Source organism: Streptomyces sp. NPDC025638 (genome assembly GCF_055558775.1).
The window spans coordinates 1-23491 of the sequence record NZ_JBVHLX010000004.1; the positions used below are offsets into that span (position 1 = coordinate 1).

The 23491-nt window shown below is 72.4% G+C and carries 20 protein-coding genes; 11 read left to right on the forward strand and 9 right to left on the reverse strand.

Annotation, left to right across the window (positions count from 1 at the left end):
• The first annotated feature begins 199 nt into the window (after nucleotides 1–199).
• Nucleotides 200–1420, forward strand: coding sequence for a saccharopine dehydrogenase family protein (locus ACZ4EG_RS11090; protein WP_467790429.1), 1221 nt, complete (start codon nucleotides 200–202; stop codon nucleotides 1418–1420).
• Nucleotides 1421–1537: 117 nt separating this feature from the next.
• Entirely contained in the window at nucleotides 1538–1786 is a 249-nt protein-coding gene (locus ACZ4EG_RS11095; RefSeq protein WP_453550171.1) for a WhiB family transcriptional regulator, read from the forward strand.
• A gap of 17 nt (nucleotides 1787–1803) precedes the next feature.
• On the opposite strand, the gene ACZ4EG_RS11100 is transcribed toward ACZ4EG_RS11095, so the two are convergent.
• The 4 genes from ACZ4EG_RS11100 to ACZ4EG_RS11115 all read right to left on the reverse strand — a co-directional run bounded on the left by ACZ4EG_RS11100 (nucleotide 1804) and on the right by ACZ4EG_RS11115 (nucleotide 6633).
• Nucleotides 1804–3633, reverse strand: a complete 1830-nt coding sequence (locus ACZ4EG_RS11100) for a sensor histidine kinase (RefSeq protein WP_467790430.1) — start codon at nucleotides 3631–3633, stop codon at nucleotides 1804–1806.
• Nucleotides 3630–4334 carry a response regulator transcription factor gene (locus tag ACZ4EG_RS11105; protein WP_453550175.1) on the reverse strand — a complete coding sequence of 235 codons (705 nt, stop codon included), beginning with the start codon at nucleotides 4332–4334 and terminating at the stop codon, nucleotides 3630–3632. The genes ACZ4EG_RS11100 and ACZ4EG_RS11105 overlap by 4 nt, the downstream gene beginning before the upstream one ends.
• A gap of 19 nt (nucleotides 4335–4353) precedes the next feature.
• On the reverse strand, nucleotides 4354–5106 hold the full coding sequence (locus tag ACZ4EG_RS11110) for a L,D-transpeptidase family protein (protein WP_467790431.1): 753 nt from the start codon (nucleotides 5104–5106) through the stop codon (nucleotides 4354–4356).
• Between the two features lie 99 nt (nucleotides 5107–5205).
• On the reverse strand, nucleotides 5206–6633 hold the full coding sequence (locus ACZ4EG_RS11115) for a M1 family metallopeptidase (protein ID WP_467790432.1): 1428 nt from the start codon (nucleotides 6631–6633) through the stop codon (nucleotides 5206–5208).
• Nucleotides 6634–6810: 177 nt separating this feature from the next.
• On the opposite strand from ACZ4EG_RS11115, the gene ACZ4EG_RS11120 reads away from it, so the two are divergent.
• On the forward strand, nucleotides 6811–7161 hold the full coding sequence (locus ACZ4EG_RS11120) for a DUF488 domain-containing protein (protein WP_363300861.1): 351 nt from the start codon (nucleotides 6811–6813) through the stop codon (nucleotides 7159–7161).
• A 1-nt stretch (nucleotide 7162) separates the two neighbouring features.
• Here the strand turns inward: ACZ4EG_RS11120 and ACZ4EG_RS11125 are convergent, their stop codons facing one another.
• Together ACZ4EG_RS11125 and ACZ4EG_RS11130 are read right to left on the reverse strand one after the other, a co-directional pair.
• Nucleotides 7163–8836 carry an FAD-binding dehydrogenase gene (locus ACZ4EG_RS11125; protein WP_467790433.1) on the reverse strand — a complete coding sequence of 558 codons (1674 nt, stop codon included), beginning with the start codon at nucleotides 8834–8836 and terminating at the stop codon, nucleotides 7163–7165.
• An 18-nt stretch (nucleotides 8837–8854) separates the two neighbouring features.
• Entirely contained in the window at nucleotides 8855–9490 is a 636-nt protein-coding gene (locus ACZ4EG_RS11130; protein WP_467790434.1) for a TetR/AcrR family transcriptional regulator, read from the reverse strand.
• A gap of 120 nt (nucleotides 9491–9610) precedes the next feature.
• On the opposite strand from ACZ4EG_RS11130, the gene ACZ4EG_RS11135 reads away from it, so the two are divergent.
• The 3 genes from ACZ4EG_RS11135 (at nucleotide 9611) to ACZ4EG_RS11145 (ending at nucleotide 12348) form a co-directional block, all read left to right on the forward strand.
• On the forward strand, nucleotides 9611–10237 hold the full coding sequence (locus tag ACZ4EG_RS11135; RefSeq protein ID WP_453550190.1) for an alpha-ketoglutarate-dependent dioxygenase AlkB: 627 nt from the start codon (nucleotides 9611–9613) through the stop codon (nucleotides 10235–10237).
• 86 nt (nucleotides 10238–10323) lie between these two features.
• Nucleotides 10324–11082, forward strand: a complete 759-nt coding sequence (locus tag ACZ4EG_RS11140; protein WP_453550192.1) for an MBL fold metallo-hydrolase — start codon at nucleotides 10324–10326, stop codon at nucleotides 11080–11082.
• 30 nt (nucleotides 11083–11112) lie between these two features.
• Nucleotides 11113–12348 carry a DUF4032 domain-containing protein gene (locus ACZ4EG_RS11145; RefSeq protein WP_453550194.1) on the forward strand — a complete coding sequence of 412 codons (1236 nt, stop codon included), beginning with the start codon at nucleotides 11113–11115 and terminating at the stop codon, nucleotides 12346–12348.
• A 1-nt stretch (nucleotide 12349) separates the two neighbouring features.
• Here ACZ4EG_RS11145 and ACZ4EG_RS11150 read toward each other — a convergent pair whose 3' ends face one another.
• The gene (locus tag ACZ4EG_RS11150; protein WP_467790435.1) at nucleotides 12350–13222 is read right to left on the reverse strand and encodes a universal stress protein; all 873 of its coding nucleotides are present in this window, start codon (nucleotides 13220–13222) and stop codon (nucleotides 12350–12352) included.
• A gap of 57 nt (nucleotides 13223–13279) precedes the next feature.
• Between ACZ4EG_RS11150 and ACZ4EG_RS11155 the strand changes: the two genes are divergently transcribed.
• The 5 genes from ACZ4EG_RS11155 to ACZ4EG_RS11175 are packed head-to-tail and all read left to right on the forward strand — an operon-like array spanning nucleotide 13280 to nucleotide 19942.
• The gene (locus ACZ4EG_RS11155; protein ID WP_453550198.1) at nucleotides 13280–13435 is read left to right on the forward strand and encodes a hypothetical protein; all 156 of its coding nucleotides are present in this window, start codon (nucleotides 13280–13282) and stop codon (nucleotides 13433–13435) included.
• 25 nt (nucleotides 13436–13460) lie between these two features.
• Nucleotides 13461–15137: an NAD(P)/FAD-dependent oxidoreductase gene (locus ACZ4EG_RS11160; RefSeq protein WP_453550200.1), complete on the forward strand. Its 1677-nt coding sequence runs from the start codon at nucleotides 13461–13463 to the stop codon at nucleotides 15135–15137.
• Entirely contained in the window at nucleotides 15134–16582 is a 1449-nt protein-coding gene (locus ACZ4EG_RS11165) for an ATP-binding protein (protein WP_467790436.1), read from the forward strand. Before ACZ4EG_RS11160 ends, ACZ4EG_RS11165 begins: the two co-directional genes overlap by 4 nt.
• Nucleotides 16579–16929 carry a UBP-type zinc finger domain-containing protein gene (locus ACZ4EG_RS11170; RefSeq protein ID WP_453550206.1) on the forward strand — a complete coding sequence of 117 codons (351 nt, stop codon included), beginning with the start codon at nucleotides 16579–16581 and terminating at the stop codon, nucleotides 16927–16929. The genes ACZ4EG_RS11165 and ACZ4EG_RS11170 overlap by 4 nt, the downstream gene beginning before the upstream one ends.
• A gap of 58 nt (nucleotides 16930–16987) precedes the next feature.
• The gene (locus ACZ4EG_RS11175; RefSeq protein WP_467790437.1) at nucleotides 16988–19942 is read left to right on the forward strand and encodes a helix-turn-helix transcriptional regulator; all 2955 of its coding nucleotides are present in this window, start codon (nucleotides 16988–16990) and stop codon (nucleotides 19940–19942) included.
• On the opposite strand, the gene ACZ4EG_RS11180 is transcribed toward ACZ4EG_RS11175, so the two are convergent.
• Together ACZ4EG_RS11180 and ACZ4EG_RS11185 are read right to left on the reverse strand one after the other, a co-directional pair.
• On the reverse strand, nucleotides 19897–21132 hold the full coding sequence (locus tag ACZ4EG_RS11180; protein ID WP_467790438.1) for an SGNH/GDSL hydrolase family protein: 1236 nt from the start codon (nucleotides 21130–21132) through the stop codon (nucleotides 19897–19899). The genes ACZ4EG_RS11175 and ACZ4EG_RS11180 overlap by 46 nt on opposite strands.
• Entirely contained in the window at nucleotides 21129–23489 is a 2361-nt protein-coding gene (locus ACZ4EG_RS11185; protein ID WP_467790439.1) for a glycosyl hydrolase family 95 catalytic domain-containing protein, read from the reverse strand. The genes ACZ4EG_RS11180 and ACZ4EG_RS11185 overlap by 4 nt, the downstream gene beginning before the upstream one ends.
• Nucleotides 23490–23491 lie beyond the last annotated feature (2 nt).

Sequence of the window (23491 nt, forward strand, 5' to 3'; positions counted from 1 at the left end):
ATCGACACCGCACCCCGAACACAACGCCGGGCCACACACTTCCGCACTCTGTGTTCAGCCACCGCATGACCCACCCAACATCACCAGCAGAGTCACGCCATTGACCTTACGTGAGCCCGGGGCGTTGTATCTCGGGCCAGGGCGCGCCTGTCTTCGACTTCGGCTTCGACTTCGACTTTCGATCGTGAGGGATTTCGCCATGCGTGTGCTGCTCGTGGGAGCAGGCGGTGTCGGCACCGCCATCACCCGGATCGCCGCCCGGCGTCCGTTCTTCGACCTGATGGTCGTCGCCGACTACGACCTCGCGCGGGCCGAGGCGGCGGTCGCGGCGCTCGGCGCCGACGCCGCGCGGTTCCGCGCCGAGCGCGTGGACGCGGGCGACGAGTCCGCCGTGGCGGAACTGCTGGCGCGCCACGGCTGCGACGCGCTCCTCAACGCCACCGACCCGCGCTTCGTCATGCCCCTGTTCCGGGCGGCGCGGTCGGCCGGCGCCACCTACCTCGACATGGCGATGTCCCTGTCGCGGCCGCACGCCGAGCGCCCGTACGAACAGTGCGGGGTCAAGCTGGGCGACGAGCAGTTCGAGCTGGCCGCCGACTGGGAGAAGGCGGGCGCGCTGGCGCTCGTCGGCATGGGTGTGGAGCCCGGCCTGTCGGACGTGTTCGCCCGGTACGCCGCCGACGAACTCTTCGACGAGATCGACGAGATCGGCATCCGTGACGGCGCGAACCTCACCGTGGACGGCCATGACTTCGCTCCGTCGTTCAGCATCTGGACCACCATCGAGGAGTGTCTGAACCCGCCGGTGGTGTACGAGGCGGAGCGCGGCTGGTTCACCACCGCGCCGTTCAGCGAGCCGGAGGTGTTCGACTTCCCCGAGGGGATCGGTCCGGTGGAGTGCGTGAACGTCGAGCACGAGGAGGTGCTGCTGGTGCCGCGCTGGGTCGACACCCGGCGGGTCACCTTCAAGTACGGGCTGGGCCGGGAGTTCATCGAGACCCTCAAGACGCTGCACCTGCTGGGCCTGGACCGCACCGGCCGGGTGACCGTGCCGGGCGCCGACGGACCGGTCGCGGTGTCGCCCCGGGACGTGGTCGCCGCCTGTCTGCCCGACCCGGCGACGCTGGGCGAGAGCATGCACGGCAAGACCTGTGCGGGTACCTGGGTGCGCGGCACCAAGGACGGCGCGCCGCGCGAGGTGTATCTGTACCACGTGGTCGACAACCAGTGGTCCATGGCGGAGTACGGCTGCCAGGCCGTGGTGTGGCAGACGGCGGTCAACCCGGTCGTCGCCCTCGAACTCCTCGCCACCGGTGCCTGGTCGGGCTCGGGGGTCCTCGGCCCGGAGGCGTTCCCGGCCCGCCCGTTCCTGGATCTGCTGACCGCCTACGGCTCGCCCTGGGGCATGCGGGAGCAGTGATCCCGCCCCGGTCGCCCTCCTGGGAACTCATGTGTTTCACAACCGGCTCGACGGTGACCCGAACTCGCGTTAAACATGTGCAAGGGCGCGGACGACATCGATCGCAGGTGACTTCCCATGGGCGACTGGCGAGAACAGGCCTCATGCCGCCACAAGGACCCCGACCTCTTCTTTCCGATCGGCACCACAGGACCGGCGATGCTGCAGACACAGCGGGCCAAGGCGGTCTGCGGACGGTGCCGGGTCCGGGAGCGGTGCCTGGAGTGGGCGCTGGAGACGGGTCAGTGCGTCGGCATCTGGGGCGGCACGACGGAGATGGAACGGCGCGCGCTGAACCGGCGCGTCGGCGTACGGCGGCGCCCCTGAGGGGCGCGGGCCGTTCCTCACCCGTCCTGCGGCGCCGCCGTGCCCGGTAGCCGCAGGGTGAACTCGGAGCCCTTCCCGGGCTCGCCCGCCGCCTCGGCCGTACCGCCGTGGGCGGCGACCAGGTGGCGGACGATGGGCAGGCCCAGACCGCTGCCGCCGGTCCGGCGGGAGCGGGACTTCTCGGCGCGCCAGAACCGGTCGAAGACATGCGGCAGATCCTCCGGCGCGATGCCGGTGCCGGTGTCGGTGACGGTGAAGACGACCCGGTCGCCGTCGCGGCGGGCGGCGAGGGTGACCGTGCCGTCGGTGGGCGTGTGGCGCAGCGCGTTGGAGACCAGGTTGCCGAGGGCCTGCCGCATCCGTACGGGGTCGGCGTCCAGCCAGGGGTCGCCGTCGGTCCCGGTGCGCAGGGTGACCCCGGCGGCGTCGGCCGCGACGCGGTGTGCGGCGGCCACCTGGTCGAGCAGTTCTGCGGCACGGACCGGCTCGCGGTGCAGGCGCAGGGTGCCCGCGTCGGCGGCCGCCAGGTCCTGGAGGTCGTCGATGATGCGCTGGAGGACGAGGGCCTCCTCGTGCAGGGCGCCGAGCAGCGCGGGATCGGGGTCCACGAGTCCGTCCCGGGTGACCTCCAGCCAGCCGCGGATGTTGGTGAGCGGGCTGCGCAGTTCATGGGCGATGTCGCTGACCATGGCCCTGCGCTGGGCCTCAAGACGTTCCCGGCGCTCGGTGAGGTCGTTGAACGCGGCGGCCAGCAGCCCGGTCTCGTCCCGTGTGCGCACCCGCGCCCGCACGTGCAGCTCGGGTGGCTGTTGCGCGGCCACCGTCAGCGCGCGCAGCGGTCGTACGAGACGGGTGGCGACCACCGCGGTGACGGCGACCGTGACGGCAAGGACCAGGCCGGCCGCTCCGACGATCTTGGCCTTGTTGGCCGGGGACATGTCGAAGCGGGGCACGCTCTGGTCCCCGATGCCGAGGAACAGCTCGGCCACCGGAGCGACATAGGGGTCGAGTTGGGCGCGGCGGGCGCTGTCGACGCAGCCCTGGACGCTGCGGGTCGTCCTCGCGTCGTCCATCCTGGCGAACTTGGTCGGGAAGAGCCGCGTCGCGGAGGTGTTGCCCCCGGGGTCGAAGGCGACGAACAGCGGGGAGCCGAGGTCGATGCCCTTGTCCGCCAGGCAGGTCCGGGCGCCCTGTTCCAGGGACACGCGGGCCTTGTCCTCGGTGCGGGTCGGCTCGTTCAGTCCGTAGCCGCATGGGACGGTCCCCCCGTAGTCGCCCGCGGCCGTGCCGTTCTCGTCGGTCAGGTAGGGCCGGCCGCCGGGGGTGTGCGCGACGATGACGCGGATGCCGTAGCGGTCGTAGCAGATCCGCTGCTTCCGTGCCACGGCGTCCAGTTGCGAGCGTTCCTTGGCCGGCAGCCGGTACGGGCCGACGGCGCGCGGGTCGATGCCGCTGAGCTGGGCGCCGGACTCGCTGTAGGTGTCGGTGTGCAGGGGGTCGACGGAGGCGGCGGGCCGGGGCGGCAGCGGCGTGCCGTGCGGCGCGGAGTCGGCGACGAGGGTGCGGTCGGCGGTGGTGAGCGCGATCCGGCGGCCGGTCTTCGCGGCCAGCGCCCTGACCGTGTGCCGTACGCCGGTCCAGTCGGGGTGGGTCGCGGCGTATCCGCTGAGCCGGGCGAGGATGTTGTTGTCGGCGGCGAGGTCCTGGCCCTGTTCCTCCTCCAGGGCGCTGGTGGTGGTCGTGACCGCGAGCCAGGCGGTGGCGGCCACGGAGCAGACGGCGATCAGCACCGAGGCGAACAGCAGCCGGACGAGCAGCCGTTTGCGCCACGGTATCCGGGGCCTCACGGGCGGCCGCCGCTCAGCTTGTAGCCGACCCCGAACACGGTCACCAGCCGTACCGGCCGGCGCGGATCGGCCTCTATCTTCCGGCGCAGGTTCATGATGTGGACGTCGACGGCCCGTTCGGTGGAGGAGCGGTCGAAGCCGCGGGTGCACTGGAGCAGTTGCCGTCGCGAGAACACCCGGTCCGGTTCGGCCGCCATGGCCAGCAGGATCTGGAACTCGGCCGGGGTGCACTCCACCGGCCGGCCGTCGCAGCGCACTTCGTGCCGTACCGGGTCGATGCGGATGCCGCCCGCGCGGACGCCGGGATCCTCCCGCACCCCAACGCCGCGCCCGCTGCGCCGCAGGACCGTGCGGATGCGGGCCATCAGTTCGCGCGGGCTGTACGGCTTGGTCATGTAGTCGTCGGCACCCAGTTCCAGGCCGAGCAGGACGTCGTCCTCCGCCGAGCGGGCGGTGAGCATCAGTACGGGGATCTCGGCGTTCTCCCGCGCGCCGCGCAGCACCCGGCACACGCCGAAGCCGTCGATCACCGGCAGCATCAGGTCGAGGACCACGAGGTCGGGCCGCAGCCTGTGGGCCGCGTCCAGGGCGGCCGAGCCGTCGTGGACCACGGTGGCGGTGTGGCCCTCCGCCAGCAGCGAGCGGCGTATGAGTTCGGCCTGCATCTCGTCGTCCTCGGCGACCAGCACATGTGCGCACACGGGGCGGATCCTAGGGGGTTCAGAGGGCGAGCCAGTCGGTGTATCCCATCACGACGACGGGATGCCGGCCGGGATCGAGGGCGCGGAGCAGTTCCTTCATGTGCGCCTCCGCGATGCCGATGCAGCCGTGGGTGGGTCCGCCGTGGTCGACGTGGAACCAGATGCCGCCGCCCCGGCCCGCGCCGAGTGGGCGGGTCCAGTCGAGGGGTGAGGTGCCGGGCCTGCGGTTGTAGTCGATGGCGATCACATAGTCGAACGAGCCGGCCAGCGGCTCGCCCGTGAAACCGGTGCCGGGTGAGACGAATCCGGTCGAGCGGTGGTACGGCAGCCGGGTGCCGGGGTCGCGGAGCAGGCCCCCGGCGTCGGTGAGGGTGTAGACGCCGAGCGGCGAGCGCAGGTCCTCGGCCGTGTGGTGGTCGCTCCAGCCGCGCAGCGCGTTGTGCGCGGGCCAGCCGGCTCCCGCCTGCCAGCCCGCTTCGGTGCGCTCGTGCAGGACGACGGTCGATTCCGGCGAGTCCTTGGCGTGGCCGGTCGCCACGACCACCTGCCGCGCACGGCCGGGTATCGCGTTGCGGATCTTGGGGCCGAGACCGGGGATCCGCTGCGGGGCCGCCTCGACGGACGGCTCCGGTGCCGGTGCCCGCCTCGCCGCCGGCCTCCGGCTGGGGCTCGGGGGCGTCTCCGGGCGCTCAGTCGCCTCGGCGCCGCCGCCGCATCCCGTGAGCAGGAGGGGGGACGCGAGGAGCGCGACGGCGGTTCTGCGATCGATCATGCTCCGACCCTGACCGAGACTTGTGAGGAACTCGTCAGGTTCCACGGCCCGTTCCTCCGGTGCGCCGCGCTGGGCGCACCGGAGGAACCGGTGCTCGCCCTACGCCCTGCCCGGCTTGCCCTGGGTGTACAGCCAGGTCCGGAACAGTCCGTCCAGCCGCTTGCCGGACTCCCGCTCGGACAGCTTCACGAACTGCGCCGTCGTCCCGTGCCCGCCCCGGTGCTCGGCGGCCCACGCGCGCAGGATGCGGAAGAACACCTGGTCGCCGACGGCCTTGCGCAGTTCGTGCAGGGCCATGGCGCCGCGGGCGTAGACCGGCGTGCCGAAGATGTTCGCGCCGCTGCCGGGGTTGCCGGGCGGATACGCCCACAGGTCGTCGCTCGCGCGGGTGGCGTACAGCTTGTCGAAGGTCTTCTGGGCGCTGTCGCCGCCGTGCTGCTCCTGGTAGAGCCACTCGGCGTAGGTGGCGAAGCCCTCGTTGAGCCAGATGTCCTTCCACGTGGTGAGGGAGACGGAGTCGCCGAACCACTGGTGGGCGTTCTCGTGGACGAGGGTGCTCAGATCGGGCGCCGAGTCGTACACGGGCCGGGTCTGGGTCTCCAGGGCGAAACCGACGTCCGGCGCCCGGTCGACGATCGAGCCGGCGGCCCGGTACGGGTAGGGGCCGAAGAGCCTGCTCTCCCACTCCAGGACGGACGGCAGCTTCTTCAGGACGGGCGCCGCTGCGTTCGCCTCGCGCGGGTCGACGGCGTTGTACACCTGGATGCCGTCGCGGGTGGTGTACCGCTCGACCTTGAACGTGCCGATGGTCGCCGTGGCGAGATAGGCGGCCATGGGTGCGGTCTGGCGCCAGCGGTAGGTGGTCTGCCCGTGCGCGGTGCGCTGTCCCAGGAAGACGCCATTGGCGACCGCGGTGCGACCCTGGGGGACGGTGATCCTGAAGTCGTACGAGGACTTGTCCTTGGGGTGGCTGTTCGCCGGGAACCAGGTCATCGCGCCCTGGGGCTCACCGGCGACGAAGGCTCCGTCGTCGGTGGGGATCCATCCGTCGGGGGAGCCGTCCGGGTCGGTGACCGGCTTGGGGGTGCCGTGGTAGGCGACCTCGACGCAGAAGTGCCGGCCCTTGTGCAGCGCCCGGCGCGGGGTGACCACGAGTTCCTGTCCGTCGCGGCGGAAGTCCGCCGTGGTGCCGTCGACGGTGAGGCGTGTGACCTTGAGGCCCTTGAGGTCGAGGTCGAAGCGGGTCAGTTTCTGGGTGGCGCGGGCGCTGAGGACCGCCGTGCCGTCGAGGTGGCGGGAGGCGGTGTCGTAGCGCAGCGTCAGGCCGTAGTGCTGGACGTGGTAGCCGCCGTTGCCCTGGAGCGGGAAGTACGGGTCGCCGACGCCGGAGGAGCCGGTGGTCCGGGCCGCGGCCGGTCCGGCGGCGGCGAGCAGTGCCGCCACGGCGACGGGGACGGTGGCGAGGACCGCCTCGCGGCGGAGGACTGCGGTGCGTCGTCTGTCGGCCTGCCTGCGAAGTGGCGTCACGTGCGCTCCCTGTGGGGTGGCGGATGATCAAACGCACCACAGACTAGGCGGCCAAGCTCACCAAAATCCCCCTCGTTCAGGTCAAGTTACAACGCATCGCCGATCAGAATCGGTCGCCGACGCGAGTGGAAACAGTACGCTTCAGGCTTCCCCCTTCCTTACGACGGAGGCCCGTGCATGAGCGTCCGCGTGCGCCGGATCTATGAACCGCCCGAGCCCGAGGACGGCTTGCGCGTCCTGGCCGACCGCCTCTGGCCGCGCGGTGTGTCCAAGGACGCGGCCGAGGTGGACGAGTGGCCCAAGGCCCTCACCCCGTCCACGGAGCTGCGCCACTGGTATCACGCGGGCGAGGGCTCCTTCGAGGAGTTCCGCAGGCGGTACGAGGCGGAGCTCGCCGCGCCGGAGGCCGCCGAACTGCTCGACGGCCTCCGGGAGGCGGCCCGCAAGGGCCCGGTGACGCTGCTGACCTCCTCCAAGACCCCGGACGAGAGTCACGCCTCGGTGCTGGCGCGGCTCCTGACGGACTGACTCACGCCGTCTGCTTCGCCGCGGCCCGCCCGGCCGCGCGCCCGGAGAACAGGCAGCCGCCGAGGAAGGTGCCCTCCAGGGCGTTGTAGCCGTGGACGCCGCCGCCGCCGAAGCCGGCGACCTCGCCCGCCGCGTACAGCCCGCCGATGGGCTGCCCGTCGGCGCCCAGGGCGCGGGAGTCCAGGTCGGTCTGGATGCCACCGAGGGTCTTGCGGGTGAGCACGTGCAGCTTGACGCCGATCAGCGGGCCGGCCGCCGGGTCGAGGATGCGGTGCGGGGTCGCGACCCGCCCGAGGCGGTCACCGATGTAGCGGCGGGCATTACGGATGCCCTGGACCTGGGAGTCCTTGCTGTAGGGATTGGCGATCTGCAGGTCGCGCGCCTCGATCTGGCGGCGCACCTCGGCCGCGTCGAGCAGCGCCTTGTCCGCGAGGCCGTTCATCTTCTCGACGAGCTTTTCGAGGGTGTCCGCGGTCACGAAGTCCGCGCCGTTGCGCAGGAAGGCCTGCACCGGTCCGGGCGCTCCCTTGCCGAGCAGCCGGTCGCGCAGCACCGCCTTGCGGTCCTTGGCGGTGATGTCGGGGTTCTGCTCGGAGCCCGACAGCGCGAACTCCTTCTCGATGATCTTCCGGGTGAGGATGAACCAGGAGTGGTCGTGGCCCGCGATGTCCTCGGTGGTGCGCAGATGCCTGAGCGTGCCGAGGGTGTCGTAGCCGGGCAGGCACGGGTCGGGCAGGCGGCGGCCGAGGGCGTCGAGCCAGATGGAGGACGGGCCGGGCAGGATGCGGATGCCGTGGCCGGGCCAGATGGGGTTCCAGTTCTGCAGGCCCTCGGTGTAGTGCCACATGCGGTCCCGGTTGACCAGCCGTACGCCCGCGTCCGCGCTGATGTCGAGCATCCGGCCGTCGACATAGGCGGGGACGCCGGTGACCATCTCGGCGGGGGGCGTGCCGAGCCGCTCGGGCCAGTGGCGGCGGACGATGTCGTGGTTGGCGCCGATGCCGCCGGTGGTGACGACCACGGCCTGGGCGGTGAGTTCGAACTCGCCGGTCCGGTCGCGGTTGGAGGCCACTCCCCGCGGCGAGTCGTCGTCGGCGAGCACCGTGCCGCGCACCCCGCGCGCCGCCCCCTCCTCGATGATCAGCTCGTCCACCTGGTGGCGGTGGTGGAAGGTGAGCAGCCCGTCGCGCGCTGCCTGCCGGGCGTACCGCGCGAACGGCTCGACCACGCCCGTACCGGTGCCCCAGGAGATGTGGAAGCGCGGTACGGAGTTGCCGTGGCCGTCCGCGCGCAGGTCGCCGCGCTCGGCCCAGCCGACCGTGGGCAGCAGCGAGATGCCGTGGCCCGCCAGCCAGGACCGCTTCTCCCCCGCCGCGAACTCGACATAGGCGCGGGCCCAGCGCACCGCCCAGGAGTCCTCGTCCTCGACGCGGTCGAACTGGGCACTGCCCTGCCAGTCGTTCCAGGCGAGGTCGAAGGAGTCCTTGATGCCGAGGCGGCGCTGCTCCGGGGAGTCGACGAGGAAGAGCCCGCCGAAGGACCAGAACGCCTGACCGCCGAGGTTGGCGGCGTTCTCCTGGTCGACCAGGGCGACGCGCCTGCCCCGGCTGGTGAGTTCGTGCGCCGCGACCAGGCCCGCGAGGCCCGCTCCGACGACGATGACGTCCGCGTCCATGGCGACCGTTTCCCTTCCCTATACGACTCGTTCGGGGGCGCTGCCGGCATCGGTCAGCAGCGCGGTGAGCAGTTGCCTGAGCCAGGCGCGGGCGGTCTCGACGTCCCGGTCCAGCAGCAGTTGGGTGGTGACCCCGTCGTACGCGGCGACCACGGCGTGCGCCGCTCCGTCGACATCGCCGAGCACGGCGGGCAGTTCGGTGTGGCCCTTGGCCCGTGAGAGCCGGTCGGCGATGGCGCTCCTCAGGCGGGCCCGGTGGTCGAGGAGGGTCTGGGCGACCTCGGGGTCACGCGCGGCGTGCACCAGGAAGTCGGTCTTGACGAGCAGCCAGTCCACGTCGAGCAGCAGCACCTCGGTGACCCGGTCCACGGAAGCGGGCACGTCCAGATCGGGACCGTCACCGGCCAGCGCCTGGGTCACCTGCTGCGCGATGAGGTCCGCGCGCTCCTGGTACAGGGCGAAGAACAGCTCGTCGAGGGTGGCGAAGTTCGAGTAGAAGGCTCCCCGGCTGAATCCGGCGGCCTCGCAGACCTCCTCGATGGAGACCCGCCCGAAGCCCTTCGCGGCGAACACGCCGAATGCGGCCTCCAGCAGTCGGGCCCGGGTGCGGACCCGGCGCCTGGTCACGCGCTTGGCCGTGCCCTCCACCGCCATGTCCGACCTCCGTTCGATACGCGAATGTATCGGATACACCAATGTATCGAAAGGCCTCCGCCGGGATCCCCCACCAAGATCTAAGGGAACATATTTTCGATTAAGGGGTACGCTGCTCCCATGGCCACGCACCTCCAGGGCTCCCTGTTCGACCAGACCGACGAGCTGCGGCTCGGCACCCTCGACGGGACACGCCGGACCCGGCTCGGCTCCGGCGCCTGGATCGACGTGCTGCCCGGCTGGCTGAGCGGCGGCGACGCCCTGTTCGAACAGCTGGCCGCGGACGTGCCCTGGCGCGCGGAGCGCCGCACGATGTACGACAACGTCGTGGACGTACCGCGGCTGCTCGCCTTCTACGGCGCGGACGACCCGCTGCCGCACCCGGTGCTGGCCGAGGCCCGCGAGGCGCTCTGCCGGCACTATGCCGACGAGCTCGGCGAGCCCTTCACCACCGCCGGGCTGTGCTACTACCGGGACGGCCGGGACAGCGTCGCCTGGCACGGCGACCGGATCGGACGCGGCGCACGCGAGGACACGATGGTCGCCATCCTCTCGGTGGGCGCGCCCAGGGACCTGCTGCTGCGCCCGGTGGGCGGCGGTGACACGCTCCGGCGCCCGCTCGGCCACGGCGATCTCATCGTGATGGGCGGCTCCTGCCAACGCACCTGGGAGCACTGCGTACCCAAGACGGCACGCGCCACCGGTCCGCGCATCAGCGTCCAGTACCGCCCGCGCGGCGTGCAATGAGAGTCCGCGACCCCGCCCGCCGCGGACCCCCCGCCGTCTGGTTGGCTGTCCCCCGTCGAACGGCGCGCTCACACCTCGGGAAGACCATGCGAGCAGACGTACACCAAGTGGCGGACGGCACCTACCTGGTGCACGGCAGCAACACCAACTGGGTGATCCTGACCGACGGGGACGCCGCGACCCTGGTGGACACCGGCTACCCCGGGGACCGGCAGCGGCTCCTCGACTCGCTCGCCGCCGTGGGCAGTTCACCACAGGCGCTGGCGGCCGTCCTGATCACCCACGCCCACAACGACCACCTCGGCTCGGCCGAGTACCTGCGCAGCACCTACGGCACTCCGGTCTACCTCCACGAGGCCGAAGTCCCGCACGCCCGCCGGGACTTCCTCCAGCAGGTGACCCCCGGCCAGGTGGTGCGCAACGCCTGGCGTCCGGGCGTCGTGCCGTGGCTGGTGCACGTGCTGCGCGTCGGCGGGGCGGAACAGCACCCCGTGACCGCTCCCGAGGCCTTTCCCCGCGAGGGAGCCCTCGACCTGCCGGGCCGGCCCGTCCCGGTGCACACCCCCGGCCACACGGACGGCCACTGCGTCTACCACCTGCCGCAGGCCGGGATCGTGCTGTCCGGCGACGCCCTGGCCACCGGCCATGCCACCGCACGGGCAAAGGGCCCGCAGCTGCTGCCCGACATGTTCCACCACGAGCGCGCCCGCGCGCTGGCCTCGCTGGACCTGATCGAGGCACTGGACGGCGACACCCTGCTGCCCGGCCACGGCCCGGTCCACCACGGTTCGGTGAGCAAGGCCGCCCAGGAGGCTCGGGAACGGGCGCACCGACCGGCGCACTGAAGCCCGGTACGCGGCCTTAGGGTTCGTCCCATGGCACTGCAGATCAGCGCGACCAACCCGGAGCACCCCGCGCTCCTGCTCGAACTCCCCTGGGACGTGCCCCTGGAGGAGTGGCCCGAGGAGCTTCTCGTGCCACTGCCCCGGGGCATCTCCCGGCACGTCGTGCGCTATGCGCGGGCCGGCGACGAGGTGATCGCCGTCAAGGAGCTCGCCGAGCGGCCCGCGCTGCGCGAGTACGAGCTGCTGCGCGACCTGGACCGGCTGGGCATCCCCGCGGTGGACCCGCTGGCCGTCATCACCGGACGCACCGACGGCGCGGGCGCCCCGCTGGAGTCGGTGCTGGTCACCCGGCACCTGGGCGGCTCGATGCCGTACCGCTCGATGTTCGAGACGACCATGCGCCCGGCGACCATGCACCGGCTGATGGACGCCCTCGCCGTGCTGCTGGTCCGGCTGCATCTGGCCGGGTTCGCCTGGGGCGACTGCTCGCTGTCCAACACGCTGTTCCGGCGGGACGCGGGCGCGTATGCGGCCTATCTGGTGGACGCGGAGACCGGCGACCTGCACCCGCGGCTCAGCGCTGGGCAGCGGGACTACGACCTCGATCTGGCACGCGTGAACATCAGCGGCGAGCTGCTGGACCTGGAGGCGTCCGGGGCGCTGCACCCGTCCGTCGACCCGATCGAGTTCGGCACGGAGATCTGCGCCCGCTACCAGGGCCTGTGGCAGGAGCTGACCCGCACGTCCGTGTACCCGGTGGGCAAGTACCACTACATAGAACGCCGGATACGGCGGCTCAACGACCTCGGCTTCGACGTCGCCGAGATGCAGATCGAGCGCTCCGCCGACGGCGACACCGTGACCTTCGTGCCGAAGGTCGTCGACGCCGGCCACCACCAGCGCCAGCTGCTGCGCCTGACCGGTCTGGACACCGAGGAGAACCAGGCCCGCAGGCTGCTGAACGACCTGGAGAGCTGGATGGCCACTCAGGACGACTACGGGCCCGGCGACCCCCTCGCCGCGCGCCCGGAAGTACTGGCCCACCGGTGGGTACGGGACGTGTTCCGCCCCACCGTGCGCGCCGTACCGCTCGATCTGCGCGGCTCCATGGACCCGGCCGAGATCTACCACGAACTGCTCGAACACCGCTGGTACCTGTCCGAGCGGGCGCAGCAGGACATGGGCCTGGACACGGCGGTCCGGGACTACATCGAGAACGTCCTCCCCAAGGCACGCGAGACGCTGGAGCCGACCACGCCCGAGTAGGTCAGTCGTGCGGGACCACGGCCACCGGGCAGTCGGCGTGGTGCAGCACCCCGTGCGCCACCGAGCCGATCCGGGCGCCCACCGCTGTGTAGTGCGCGCGGCGCCCGACCACCATCAGCTGGGCCTGTCCGGCCACCGCCAGCAGCACCTGGCCCGCGCTGCCCATCTCCACCTGCTCGGCCACACGGACCGCGGGAAAGCGCTCCCGCCACGGCTTCAGCGCGTCGGCCAGGGCCTTCTTCTCGTACGGCTCCAGGCCGCCGGCCTCGTCGAGGAGCTTCAGCGAAGCCGGGCTGTAGGCGAAGACGGGCGGCAGCGTCCAGGCGCGTACCGCCCGGACCGTGGCCCCGCGGGCGGCCGCCGTCTCGAACGCGAACCGAAGGACGGCCGCGCTGTCCTCCGGGCCGCCCTGCTGACCCACGACCACCTCCCGCCCGGCCGCCTCCGCGGCCGGCCGGTCCCCGGCGCGCACCAGGACCACGGGCCGCGCGGCCTCGGCGATCACCTGCTGTCCGACCGAGCCGAGCAGGAACCCCACGACGGCCCCGTGCCCGCGCGAGCCGAGCACCAGCATCTCCGCCTCTGCCGCGGCCCCCACCAGTGCCTCGGCGGCGTGCCCCTCGACCACGTCGATGCTCACCGTCAGCTCCGGGTGGCGCCCGGTGACGGCGCGCACGGCCTCCGTGACGCCGTCCGACACCCATCGGTGCTGTGTGTCCCGGTCCCCGGCGCCCTCCGCCTCGTGCGGGTGGAACCGCCACGCATGCACCACGCGCAGCGGCAGCTCCCGGCGTACGGCCTCCCGCCCCGCCCACGCCAGCGCGGCGAGACTCTCCTCCGTACCGTCGACCCCTGCCGTGATCGGGCGTGTCATGCTCCGGCCTCCTCGTGATCCGCCTTGTGAGGGGCCAGTCTTCACCACGCCGCGACCATGGCGATGCAGTGGGCACAGGTGAACGCCGACGCGGCCGACCCGGTGGCGCCGGGGCGCGTGGCCGCCCGGTTCCGCGTACCGGAGCGAATCCGGGCGATCGAACATACGATGGGCGGGAACCGGTGCGGTGACAACGGCGACACCGTCCCGTGAAACGACCTCTCGGGGTGGGAGACGTATGGCACAGGCCGCCGACACAGCGCGGACCGTCATCATGACCGTGGACGACGACCCGGGAGTGTCCCGAGCCGTCGCCCGGGACCTGCGACGGCGCTACGGCGAGTCGCACCGGATCGTGCGCGCGGAGTCCGGCGAGTCCGCGCTGGAGGCGCTGCGCGAGCTGAAGCTGCGCGGCGACCTGGTGGCGGTCATCCTGGCCGACTACCGGATGCCGCAGATGAACGGCATCGAGTTCCTGGAACAGGCCCTGGACGTGTACCCGGGCGCCCGGCGGGTGCTGCTGACCGCCTACGCGGACACGAACGCGGCGATCGACGCGATCAACGTCGTGGACCTGGACCACTATCTGCTCAAGCCGTGGGACCCGCCGGAGGAGAAGCTCTATCCGGTGCTGGACGACCTGCTGGAGGCATGGCGGCACAGCGACTTCCACTGCGTGCCCAGCACCAAGGTCGTCGGGCACCGCTGGTCGGCGCGTTCGTCGGACGTGCGCGAGTTCCTGGCCCGCAACCAGGTGCCGTACCGCTGGTACTCCGTCGAGGAGCCGGAGGGACAGCGGCTGCTCGCCGCGGCCGGACAGGACGGGCAGCGGCTGCCCCTGGTGATCACACCGGACGGCACACCCCTGGTGGAGCCCGAGGCTCCGGAACTGGCCGCCCGGGTGGGGCTGGCGACCACGCCGACGGCCGACTTCTACGACCTCGTCGTCATCGGCGGCGGCCCGGCCGGGCTCGGCGCGGCGGTGTACGGGGCGTCGGAGGGGCTGCGGACCGTGCTGGTGGAGCGGTCGGCCACCGGCGGGCAGGCCGGGCAGAGTTCACGGATCGAGAACTACCTCGGCTTCCCCGACGGCGTCTCGGGCGGCCAGCTCACCGAGCGTGCCCGGCGGCAGGCCGCCAAGTTCGGTGCCGAGATCCTCACCGCGCGCGAGGTGACGGGACTGGAGGCCAACGGGGCGGCGCGCGTCGTACGGTTCGCGGACGGTTCCGCGATCGCGGCGCACAGCGTGATCCTGGCGACGGGCGTGCAGTACCGGCAGCTGGAGGCGCAGGGCTGTGTCGATCTCACCGGCTGCGGGGTGTTCTACGGCTCCGCACTGACCGAGGCGGCCTCCTGCCAGGGGCACGACGTGTACATCGTCGGCGGCGCCAACTCGGCGGGGCAGGCGGCGATGTACCTGTCCAGGTTCGCCAAGTCGGTGACCCTGCTGGTGCGCGGCGCCGATCTGTCGGCGTCGATGTCGTACTACCTGATCCAGCAGATCAACGAGGCACCGAACATCTCGGTGCGCAGTCACACGGTGGTCGACGCCGCACACGGCACCGACCGTCTGGAGCGGCTGACGCTGCGTCATGTGGCGAGCGGTGAGAGCGAACTGGTCGACGCCCAGTGGATGTTCGTGTTCATCGGCGCGGCCCCGCTGACCGACTGGCTGGGCGAGACCGTGCTGCGCGACGAGCGCGGTTTCATCCTCGCCGGACCCGATCTGACCCCCGACGGCCGGCCGCCGGCGGGCTGGGAGCTGGACCGGCCGCCGTACCACCTGGAGACCAGCGTTCCGGGCGTGTTCGTGGCGGGCGACGCCCGCGCCGAGTCCGCCAAGCGGGTCGCGTCCGCCGTCGGAGAGGGAGCCATGGCCGTGATGCTCGTCCACCGGTATCTGGAGCAGTCATGAGCGGGCAGTCGATGCCGTGCAGCCCGCAGGAGATCGGCTCGCTGTTCCTGTTCGAGAAGCTGGCTCCGGAGCAGCTCGGGCGGTTGTGCGGCGCGGGGCGGGTGGAGCTGTTCCAGCCGGGCCCGGTCTACACCGAAGGTGATCCGGCCACCTGCTTCTACGTGATGATCGAGGGCACCGTCGTGCTCTCGCGCCGGGTCGGCGGTGACGACGTGGAGGTCACCCGGACCTCGCAGCGCGGGGTGTACGCGGGCGCCATGCAGGCCTATCTCGGTGACCGGGTGCGCCAGGTGTACAACAACTCGATGCGGGTGACGGAGCCGACCAGGTTCTTCGTCCTGCCCGGGGACGCCTTCGCGGACATCATGAGCGAGTGGTTCCCGATGGCGGTGCACCTGCTGGAGGGCCTGTTCTTCGGTTCGAAGAGCATGCAGGCCGCCATCGGTCAGCGGGAGCGGCTGCTGGCGCTCGGCTCGCTGTCGGCCGGGCTCACGCACGAGCTCAACAACCCCGCGGCGGCGGCCGTCCGGGCCACCTCGACGCTGCGGGAGCGGGTCGCGAAGATGCGGCACAAGCTCGCCGTGATCGCCGAAGGGCCCTTCTCCCGGGACGCGTTGGCAAGCCTGATCGAGATCCAGGAGCGCACCGCGGAGCGGGTCTCCAAGGCACCGGCGCTCAGCCCGCTGGAGGCCTCGGACCGGGAGGACGCGCTCACCGACTGGCTGGAGGACCACGGCATCGACCAGGGCTGGCAGCTGGCGCCCACCTTCGTCCAGGCCGGACTCGACGTCGACTGGCTGGAGCAGGTCGCGGCGGCCGTCGACGAGGAGATCCTGCCCGGGGCGGTCGGCTGGCTCAACTACACCATCGAGACCGAGCTGCTGATGAACGAGATCGAGGATTCCACGACCCGTATCTCGCATCTGGTCGACGCGGCCAAGCAGTACTCCCAACTGGACCGGGCGCCCTACCGGATGGTGGACGTGCACGAACTCCTCGACAGCACCCTGCTGATGCTGTCCGGCAAGATCGGGCAGCGCATCGAGGTCGTCAAGGAGTACGACCGCACGCTCCCGCCGGTCCCGGGCTACCCGGCCGAACTCAACCAGGTGTGGACCAACCTGATCGACAACGCGGTCTGCGCCATGAACGACGCCGGTGGAGAAGGCACGTTGACCGTGCGGACGGCGCTCGACCACGAGCGGGTGCTGGTGGAGTTCCGTGACACCGGGCCGGGTATCGCGCCGGAGATCAGAAGCCGGATCTTCGACCCGTTCTTCACCACCAAGCCGGTCGGCCAGGGCACCGGCCTGGGCCTGGACATCTCCTGGCGGATCGTCGTCAACAAGCACCACGGCAGCCTCCAGGTCGAGTCGGCGCCCGGCGACACCCGCTTCCAGGTCCTGCTGCCGCTGACCGCCGAGACGCCCGAGGAGACAGCATGAGCACCGATCCCGCGATCGACCCGAGCGTCGCGCCCAGCGGCACCGGCTGCGTCGAGTGCGACGAGGCCGGCGGCTGGTGGTTCCATCTGCGCCGCTGTACGCAGTGCGGGCACATCGGCTGTTGCGACGACTCCCCCGCCAAGCACGCCACGGCCCACTACCGGACCACCGGGCACCCCGTCATCCGCAGCTTCGAGCCCGGCGAGGACTGGTTCTGGAATTACGACACCAACGAGTTGTACGCATCCGGTCCCGAGCTCGTTCCCCCGGTCGCCCACCCCGCCGACCAGCCCGCGCCGGGCCCGGCCGGACGGGTGCCCGAGAACTGGGCGCAGACCCTGCGCTGAACGCCCGCGGTGACGGGCCGCGGGACGCGCTGTCGGCGCCGCGTGCCAGGATGGGTCCGTGCCGCAGACCGCCTTCACCACACCACCGCTGATCGGCCGGGACGAGGAACTCGACCGTCTCACGGGGGTGCTGGAGCGTGCCCGGCGCGGCGAGGCGCGCGCCGTGCTGATCGCCGGGGACGCGGGGGTCGGCAAGACGCGGGTGCTGGACGAGGCCGCGGAGCGGGCGGCACGGACCGGGACGACGGTGGTCACCGGACACTGTGTCGACCTCGGTGACGTCGGTCTGCCGTATCTGCCGTTCACCGAGATCCTCGGTGCGCTCGCCGCCGACGAGCGGTTCGCCGCCGCTGTCGCCGCGCATCCGGTGGTGGACCGGCTGCTGGGCGGCGGGACCGACACGGCGCGGGACGCGGACGGCCGGCTGCGGCTCTTCGAGGGCGTGGCGGGACTGCTGGCCGACCTCGCGGACCTCGCTCCCCTGCTCGTCGTCCTGGAGGACCTCCACTGGGCCGACCAGTCCTCGCGGGATCTGCTCAGATTCCTGCTCAGCCGCGGCATCCTGCAGCGGTCGGCGGGCGGCGCGCCCGCGCACCGGCTCACGGTGTTCGCGTCGTACCGCGCGGACGACCTGCACCGCCGCCACCCCCTGCGCCCCCTGCTGGCCGAACTCGTCCGGCTGCCCTCGGTCGAGCGCCTGGAACTGCGGCCCCTGGCCGACCCCGAGGTGGCCCGGCTGATCCGGGCGCTGCAGGACCGTCCGCTGCCGGAGGCCACCGTCCACCGGATCGTGCGGCGCGCCGAGGGCAACGCCTTCTACGTGGAGGAGCTGGTCGCGGCGACCGGCGCGGAAGCCGACGGGGTGCCCAGCGGACTCGCCGACCTGCTGCTCATCCGCGTCGAGCAACTGTCCGACACGGCCCAGCAGGTGCTGCGCACCGCCGCCGTCGCCGGGCGGCGCGTCGGCCACGACCTGCTGCGCGACGCGGTCGGACTGCCGGAGAACGAGCTGGAGTCGGCGCTGCGCGAGGCCGTCGGTCGGCAGCTGCTCGTTCCCGGTGACGCGGACACGTACTCCTTCCGTCACGCCCTCGCGCGCGAGGCGGTGTACACCGATCTACTGCCCGGCGAACGGTCCCGGCTGCACGGCGCGTTCGCCCGGCTGCTCGCCGCGAGCGGCCGGACGGCCGAGAGCGCGGCGGAGCGCGCCCATCACTACCGCGAGAGCCACGATCTGCCGGAGGCGCTCGCCGCGTCGCTGGAGGCCGCCGACCACGCCCAGCGGGTGGGCGCGCCCGCCGAGGAGCTGCGGCACCTGGAGACCGCGCTGGAACTGTGGCCCTCGGTGGAGCCCGCCGCGCGGCCCGCGGGCGCCGGTCCCGACCGGGTGACGCTGACGCTGCGCGCCTCGGGGGCCGCCGCGCACGCCGGGGACTCGCACCGGGCGGTGTCCCTCACCCGGGCCGCGCTGGCCGGCGTCGGCCAGGACGCCGACTCCGAGCTCGCCGCCCGGGTCCGTTACATGCTCGCCGGGAATCTGCTGAGCGTCGACAGTCTGACGGCCGCCTTCGAGTACAGCAGCGAGGCGCTCGCCATGATCCCGGCAGAGCCGCCGTCGCGGACGTGGGTGTGGGCGGCCGCGACGCATGTCATGGCGGCGCGTCAGGTCGGCGAGGACGGGACCGCGCTCCGGGTCGCCCGCCGGGCGCTGCGCGTCGCGGAAGAGCTGGGGGTGACCGACGCCCGGGCCGATCTGCTGATCTCCCTGGCCGGTCTCGAAGGGGGCGGCCGCCGCACCCCGCAGGGCCGTGAGCGGCTGCGGGAAGCGCGGGAACTGGCCAGGAGCGCCGGGCATGCGCCCGTGGAGATGCGGGCGCTGTTCAACCTCGCCGTGGGCAGCTTCGAGTCCGGCGACCTCCAGGAGTGTCTGCCGTGGCTGGACGAGGGGCTGGAGCGGGCCCGTCGTGCCGGGCTGCTGTCCTCGCCGTATCCGCGCGAGATGCGCTACCTGCGGCTGCTGGTGCTGTACACGCTGGGCCGCTGGGACGAGTGCGTGCGCGCGGCGCACGCGGAAGCCACGGCGGCGGACGGCTACGCGGCCGGTCCCGTGCTGTACGTGGCGCTGGCGCGCGGCGACCGGGCAGCTGTCGAGGGGGCCCGCGCCCTGCTGGAAGGGCCGTTCGACTGGATGGGGACGCTGGTCGCGGGCATCGCGCTCACGGACGCCGCGGCGCTGGACGGTGATGCCGAGGCGGCCGTGGAGCGGATGCGGGCGACGGTCACGGCGCTCACCGACGACGCGGGCCGTCGCCCCGACGCCACGGTCCGGCTGGCCGCGCTCTGTCTGGCCGCCGTGGCCGACCGGGCCGCCGAGCTGCGCCGCGCCGGTGACCAGGCCGGGCTCCGGCGCTGGACGGACACCGCGGCCGAGCTCGTGGAGCTGGCGCGGACCACGGCCGAGCGGGGCGGTGACGGCGGTACGCAGGGTCCCGAGGGCCTGGCGTGGCTGGCCCGCGCCGAGGCGGAGTGGGCGCGGGCCGGGTCCGGGCCGGACCCGGCGGCCTGGCAGAAGGCGGTCACGGCGTTCGAGGACGTCGAGGTGTACGAGCGGGCGCGGTGTCAGATACGGCTGGCCGAGGCCTTGTTGGCAGCCGACCGGCGGGCTGAGGCGGCCGCCCCTGCGCTGGAGGCACGGAAGACGGCCGCCCGGCTGGGCGCCGCGCCGCTGATCGAGCGGATCGACGCCCTGATCCGCCGCGGCCGCCTCGCGGACACCCCGGCGGGCGAGGAGCGCATCGCACCGCTCACCGCCCGCGAGCAGGACGTGCTGCGGCTCCTCGCGCGGGGCCGCAGCAACCGTCAGATCGGTGAGGAGCTGTTCATCACCGGCAAGACGGCGAGCGTCCATGTCTCCCACATCCTCGCCAAGCTGGGCGCCGCGAGCCGCACGGAGGCGGTGGCGATCGCCTACCGCGAGGGCCTGATCACCCCGGAGCCGACCGCCTCCGGGTGACAGTCGAGCCGGTCCGGGTCGACGGCGTCCGCCATGGCCTGCATGCCCTTGTCGTTGGGATGCAGATGATCGCCCCCGTCGAAGAAGGGCAGGATCCGCTCGGGGTCGTAGGGGCTGCGCAGGATCCGGTCGAAGTCGGTGACCGCGTCGAACTCCCCACCGCTCCTGATGAACCGGTTCACCTCCTGACGTACGGCTTCGGCGGCGGGATCCCATTCGGACCAGCCCTTGAACGGGCCGACGCTCGCGCCGACGACGCACTTCCCGGCCGCGTGTGCCCGGTCGGCGATCTCGCGGTACCCGGCGATCAGGTCCTGCGCGGTGACACCGCTGTGGGCCTTGAGGTCGTTGACGCCCTCGAAGAGGAAGACGGTACGGACGCCGGGCAGGGACAGGACGTCGCGGTCCAGACGGTGCAGGGCGCTCTGCCCGGCGCCGTCCGCCAGGACCTTGTTGCCGGATATCCCTTCGTTGGCCACGCCCTTGACGGTGCCGTCGGCCGACCGCAGCCGCCGGGCCAGATAGTCGGGCCAGCGGCGGTCGAGGTCGGCGGTGGACTGCCAGCCGTCGGTGATGGAGTCGCCGAGCGCGGCCACGGCTGCGGTGGCGGTGCTCGGCGTGCGTACGGACACGGCGTCGAGGTAGAACCAGGAGCCGGTGGTGCCGGTCCAGTGGGCGGCGCTCTCCTCGGCGGTGTGGTCGCCCTGGGTGAGGTACGACGTCTGCAGGGCCATCCCGTGACCGGTGGCCGGGCCCGCCGCGTCGGGACTGTGCAGGCTGACGGCCAGGTCGGTGCCGGCGGGGAGCCGGCCGGGCAGCGGGTCGCTCCAGACGGTGCCGCCCGTGGGCACGGTGACCGTGCGGGCGCCGCCGAAGGTCAGCCGCCGGTTGGTGCCCGGCCTGAGGTCGGCGCCCCGGCCGCGGATTCCGGCGTAGACACTGTCGAGGGTCAGCGGCCGGTCCCCGAAGGCGTTGGACAGCCGGATCCGCATATCGCTGCCGGCGACGCTGGTGTGGACGACCAGCCGGTAGCCGCGGTCGGCGACGCCGTCGCCCGTCCGGTCGGCGCTCGCCGCCCAGGTGACGACGTCGTGCCGGGCGTCGGCCGGGTGGGCGGGCGCGGACTGGCAGACGACGGCGGTCAGCAGGGCCGCGACGACACAGCCGGCGCGGGTGGACCGGCCGTTCACCGGGCCAGGTCCTTCAGCGTGACGGACTCGCCCGGCTTGAGCGCGACCGTCCGGGACGCGCCGGCGTACGCCACGGTGGTGGTCCGGCCCCCGACGCTGTGGATCCGGGCCTCGGTCGGCTTCCCGTTGCGCCATCGCAGGTCGACGACGAAGCCGCCGCGGGCGGCCGCTCCGGTGAGGGAGCCGGTGGCGGCCCAGGCGTCCGGGAGGGCGGGGAGGAGCTCCAGATGGCCGGGGCGGGAGTACAGCAGCATCTCGATCATCGCGGTCGGGGTGCCGAAGTTGGCGTCGATCTGGAAGATGCCGCGGCCCTGTTCGACCTGGTAGATGTCGAAGAGGTTGGGTGCCGTGCCGTTGCTGCCGCCGGTGGACGGGCGGAGGTTGTTGACGACCAGTCGGTAGGCGTTCTCGGCGTTCTTGAGCCGGGCCCAGCACAGGCCGCGCCAGGCGTTGGCCCAGCCGAAGCTCTCCATGCCGCGGGCGGTGAGCAGGGCGGTGGCACCGGCCACGAGGTCGGCGGGGGTGGAGCCGTCGGGGCGGATGCGGTCGCCGGGGAAGAGCCCGACCAGCGGTGACAGGTGGCGGTGGGTGGTCTCGCCGAGGTTGTCGGGCGACATCCATTCCTCCAGCCGGCCCGTCGTGGGGCTCACCCGCGGCAGGTACAGCCGCTCGCGCAGCGCGCCGATGGTGTCGGCGTATCCGGCGTCCTTCTTCAACTCGGCCGCTGCGGTACGGTAGTTGCCGAACAGCGCCCACACCAGTTCCTGTGCGTAGGTGATGCCCTTCGCGTCGAGCGGGCCGTGTTCCGGGGACCAGTCGCTGTCGGCGATGAGCACTTCGCGCGAGCTGCCCGGTAAGGTCGTGGTGAGCAGCCGGGCCTCCCAGAACTCACAGGCGCCCTTGAGCAGCGGGTAGATCTTCTCCAGGTGGGCACGGGAGCGGGTGAACTCGTAGTGCTCCCAGAGGGTGTTGGCGAGCCAGGCGTTGCCCGCCGGATGCCACCACCAGCCCATTCCGCCGTGGATGTTGGTGGAGATGGCGATGGTCCAGCCGGCCGTCTTCCCGGTGGAGTTGCGGTAGCGGTTGCGCCGGTCGTCGAAGTGGTCCCGGGTGAGCGCCGTCCATGACGGCAGCTGGGCGAGGCAGTAGTCGGTCAGGGCGTCGAAGCACGGGGACAGGCCCGCCCGGTCGGCCATCCAGTAGTTCATCTGGATGTTGATGTCGGTGTGGTAGTCCCCCATCCAGTCGGGGTCGTTGCCGTCCAGCCAGGGCCCCTGAAGGCCGAGCGGCAGGCCGCCCCGGGATCCGGAGATCATCAGATAGCGGCCGAACTGCAGGTAGGCGGCCTCCAGTTCGGGGTCGGGGACGCCGTCCCGGGCGCGGGCCCTGATCCGCTCCCAGGTGTCGAGGGAACGCTGCTGGGCGGACGAGGTGCCGAGCGAGACGTCGAACCGTCCGAACAGGGCGCTGTGGTCGGCGACATGGGTGCGCAGCAGGGTGTTCGCCGTGTGGCGTGCGGCGTCGCGGACCTTGGTGCGGGCCAGGGCCTCCGGGTCGAGGGACGGGTTGCGGTAGTGGGCAAAGGCGTCCGGCGCGTAGTTGGTGCCGCCGCTCACCACCAGGGTCAGTTCACGGCACCCGGAGAAGGCGATGCCCGAGCCGCTCACCCGGACGCTTCCGCCGTTGCCGTGAGCGGTCACCGCGGCGGCGTACCGCAGTCCGTTCGGGAGGGCACCGGCGAACGAGCCGACCGGCGAGGCGTGCTCGCCGTGGGTGCCCTCAAGGGTGACGGTGCCGGTGTGGTGCCCGCCGCCGCTCTGGCTGAGGTGCAGCACGATCACGTCGTCGGGGCGGCTGGCGAACAGTTGCCGCCGGTACGTCACTCCGGACCGGACATACGACGTCGTGACCACGCCCTGGGCGAGGTCGAGGGTGCGGCGGTACCCGGAGACGGCGGACAGGTCATGGTCGGGGAGGTCGACGGTGAGCCGGGCGAGGAGGGTGAGGGAGCCGAAGTCATCCCGCCCGTAGGGAAATTGACCGTCGGCGTCGAGGGTGTCGTTGAGGCCGCCGGTCCACAGGGTGGCGTCGGTGATCAGCAGGAGTTCACGGCCGGAGTCGTTGCTCGCGAGGGCGCCGAGGCGGCCGTTGCCGACGGGCAGGCCCTGTTCGATCATCGAGCGCTCGTCGGCCGGGGCCTGCCACCACAGCATGTGGCCGGGTGCGGCCGCCGCGGTGCCGGCGGGGTCGACGGGGCGTTGTGGTGCGGCGGAGGCGGTGAAGGCGGGCAGTGCGGCGAGGGCTCCGGTCGCGGCCGCGAGGGCGAGGAGGTCGCGTCTGCTGGGGCGAGTGTCCATGG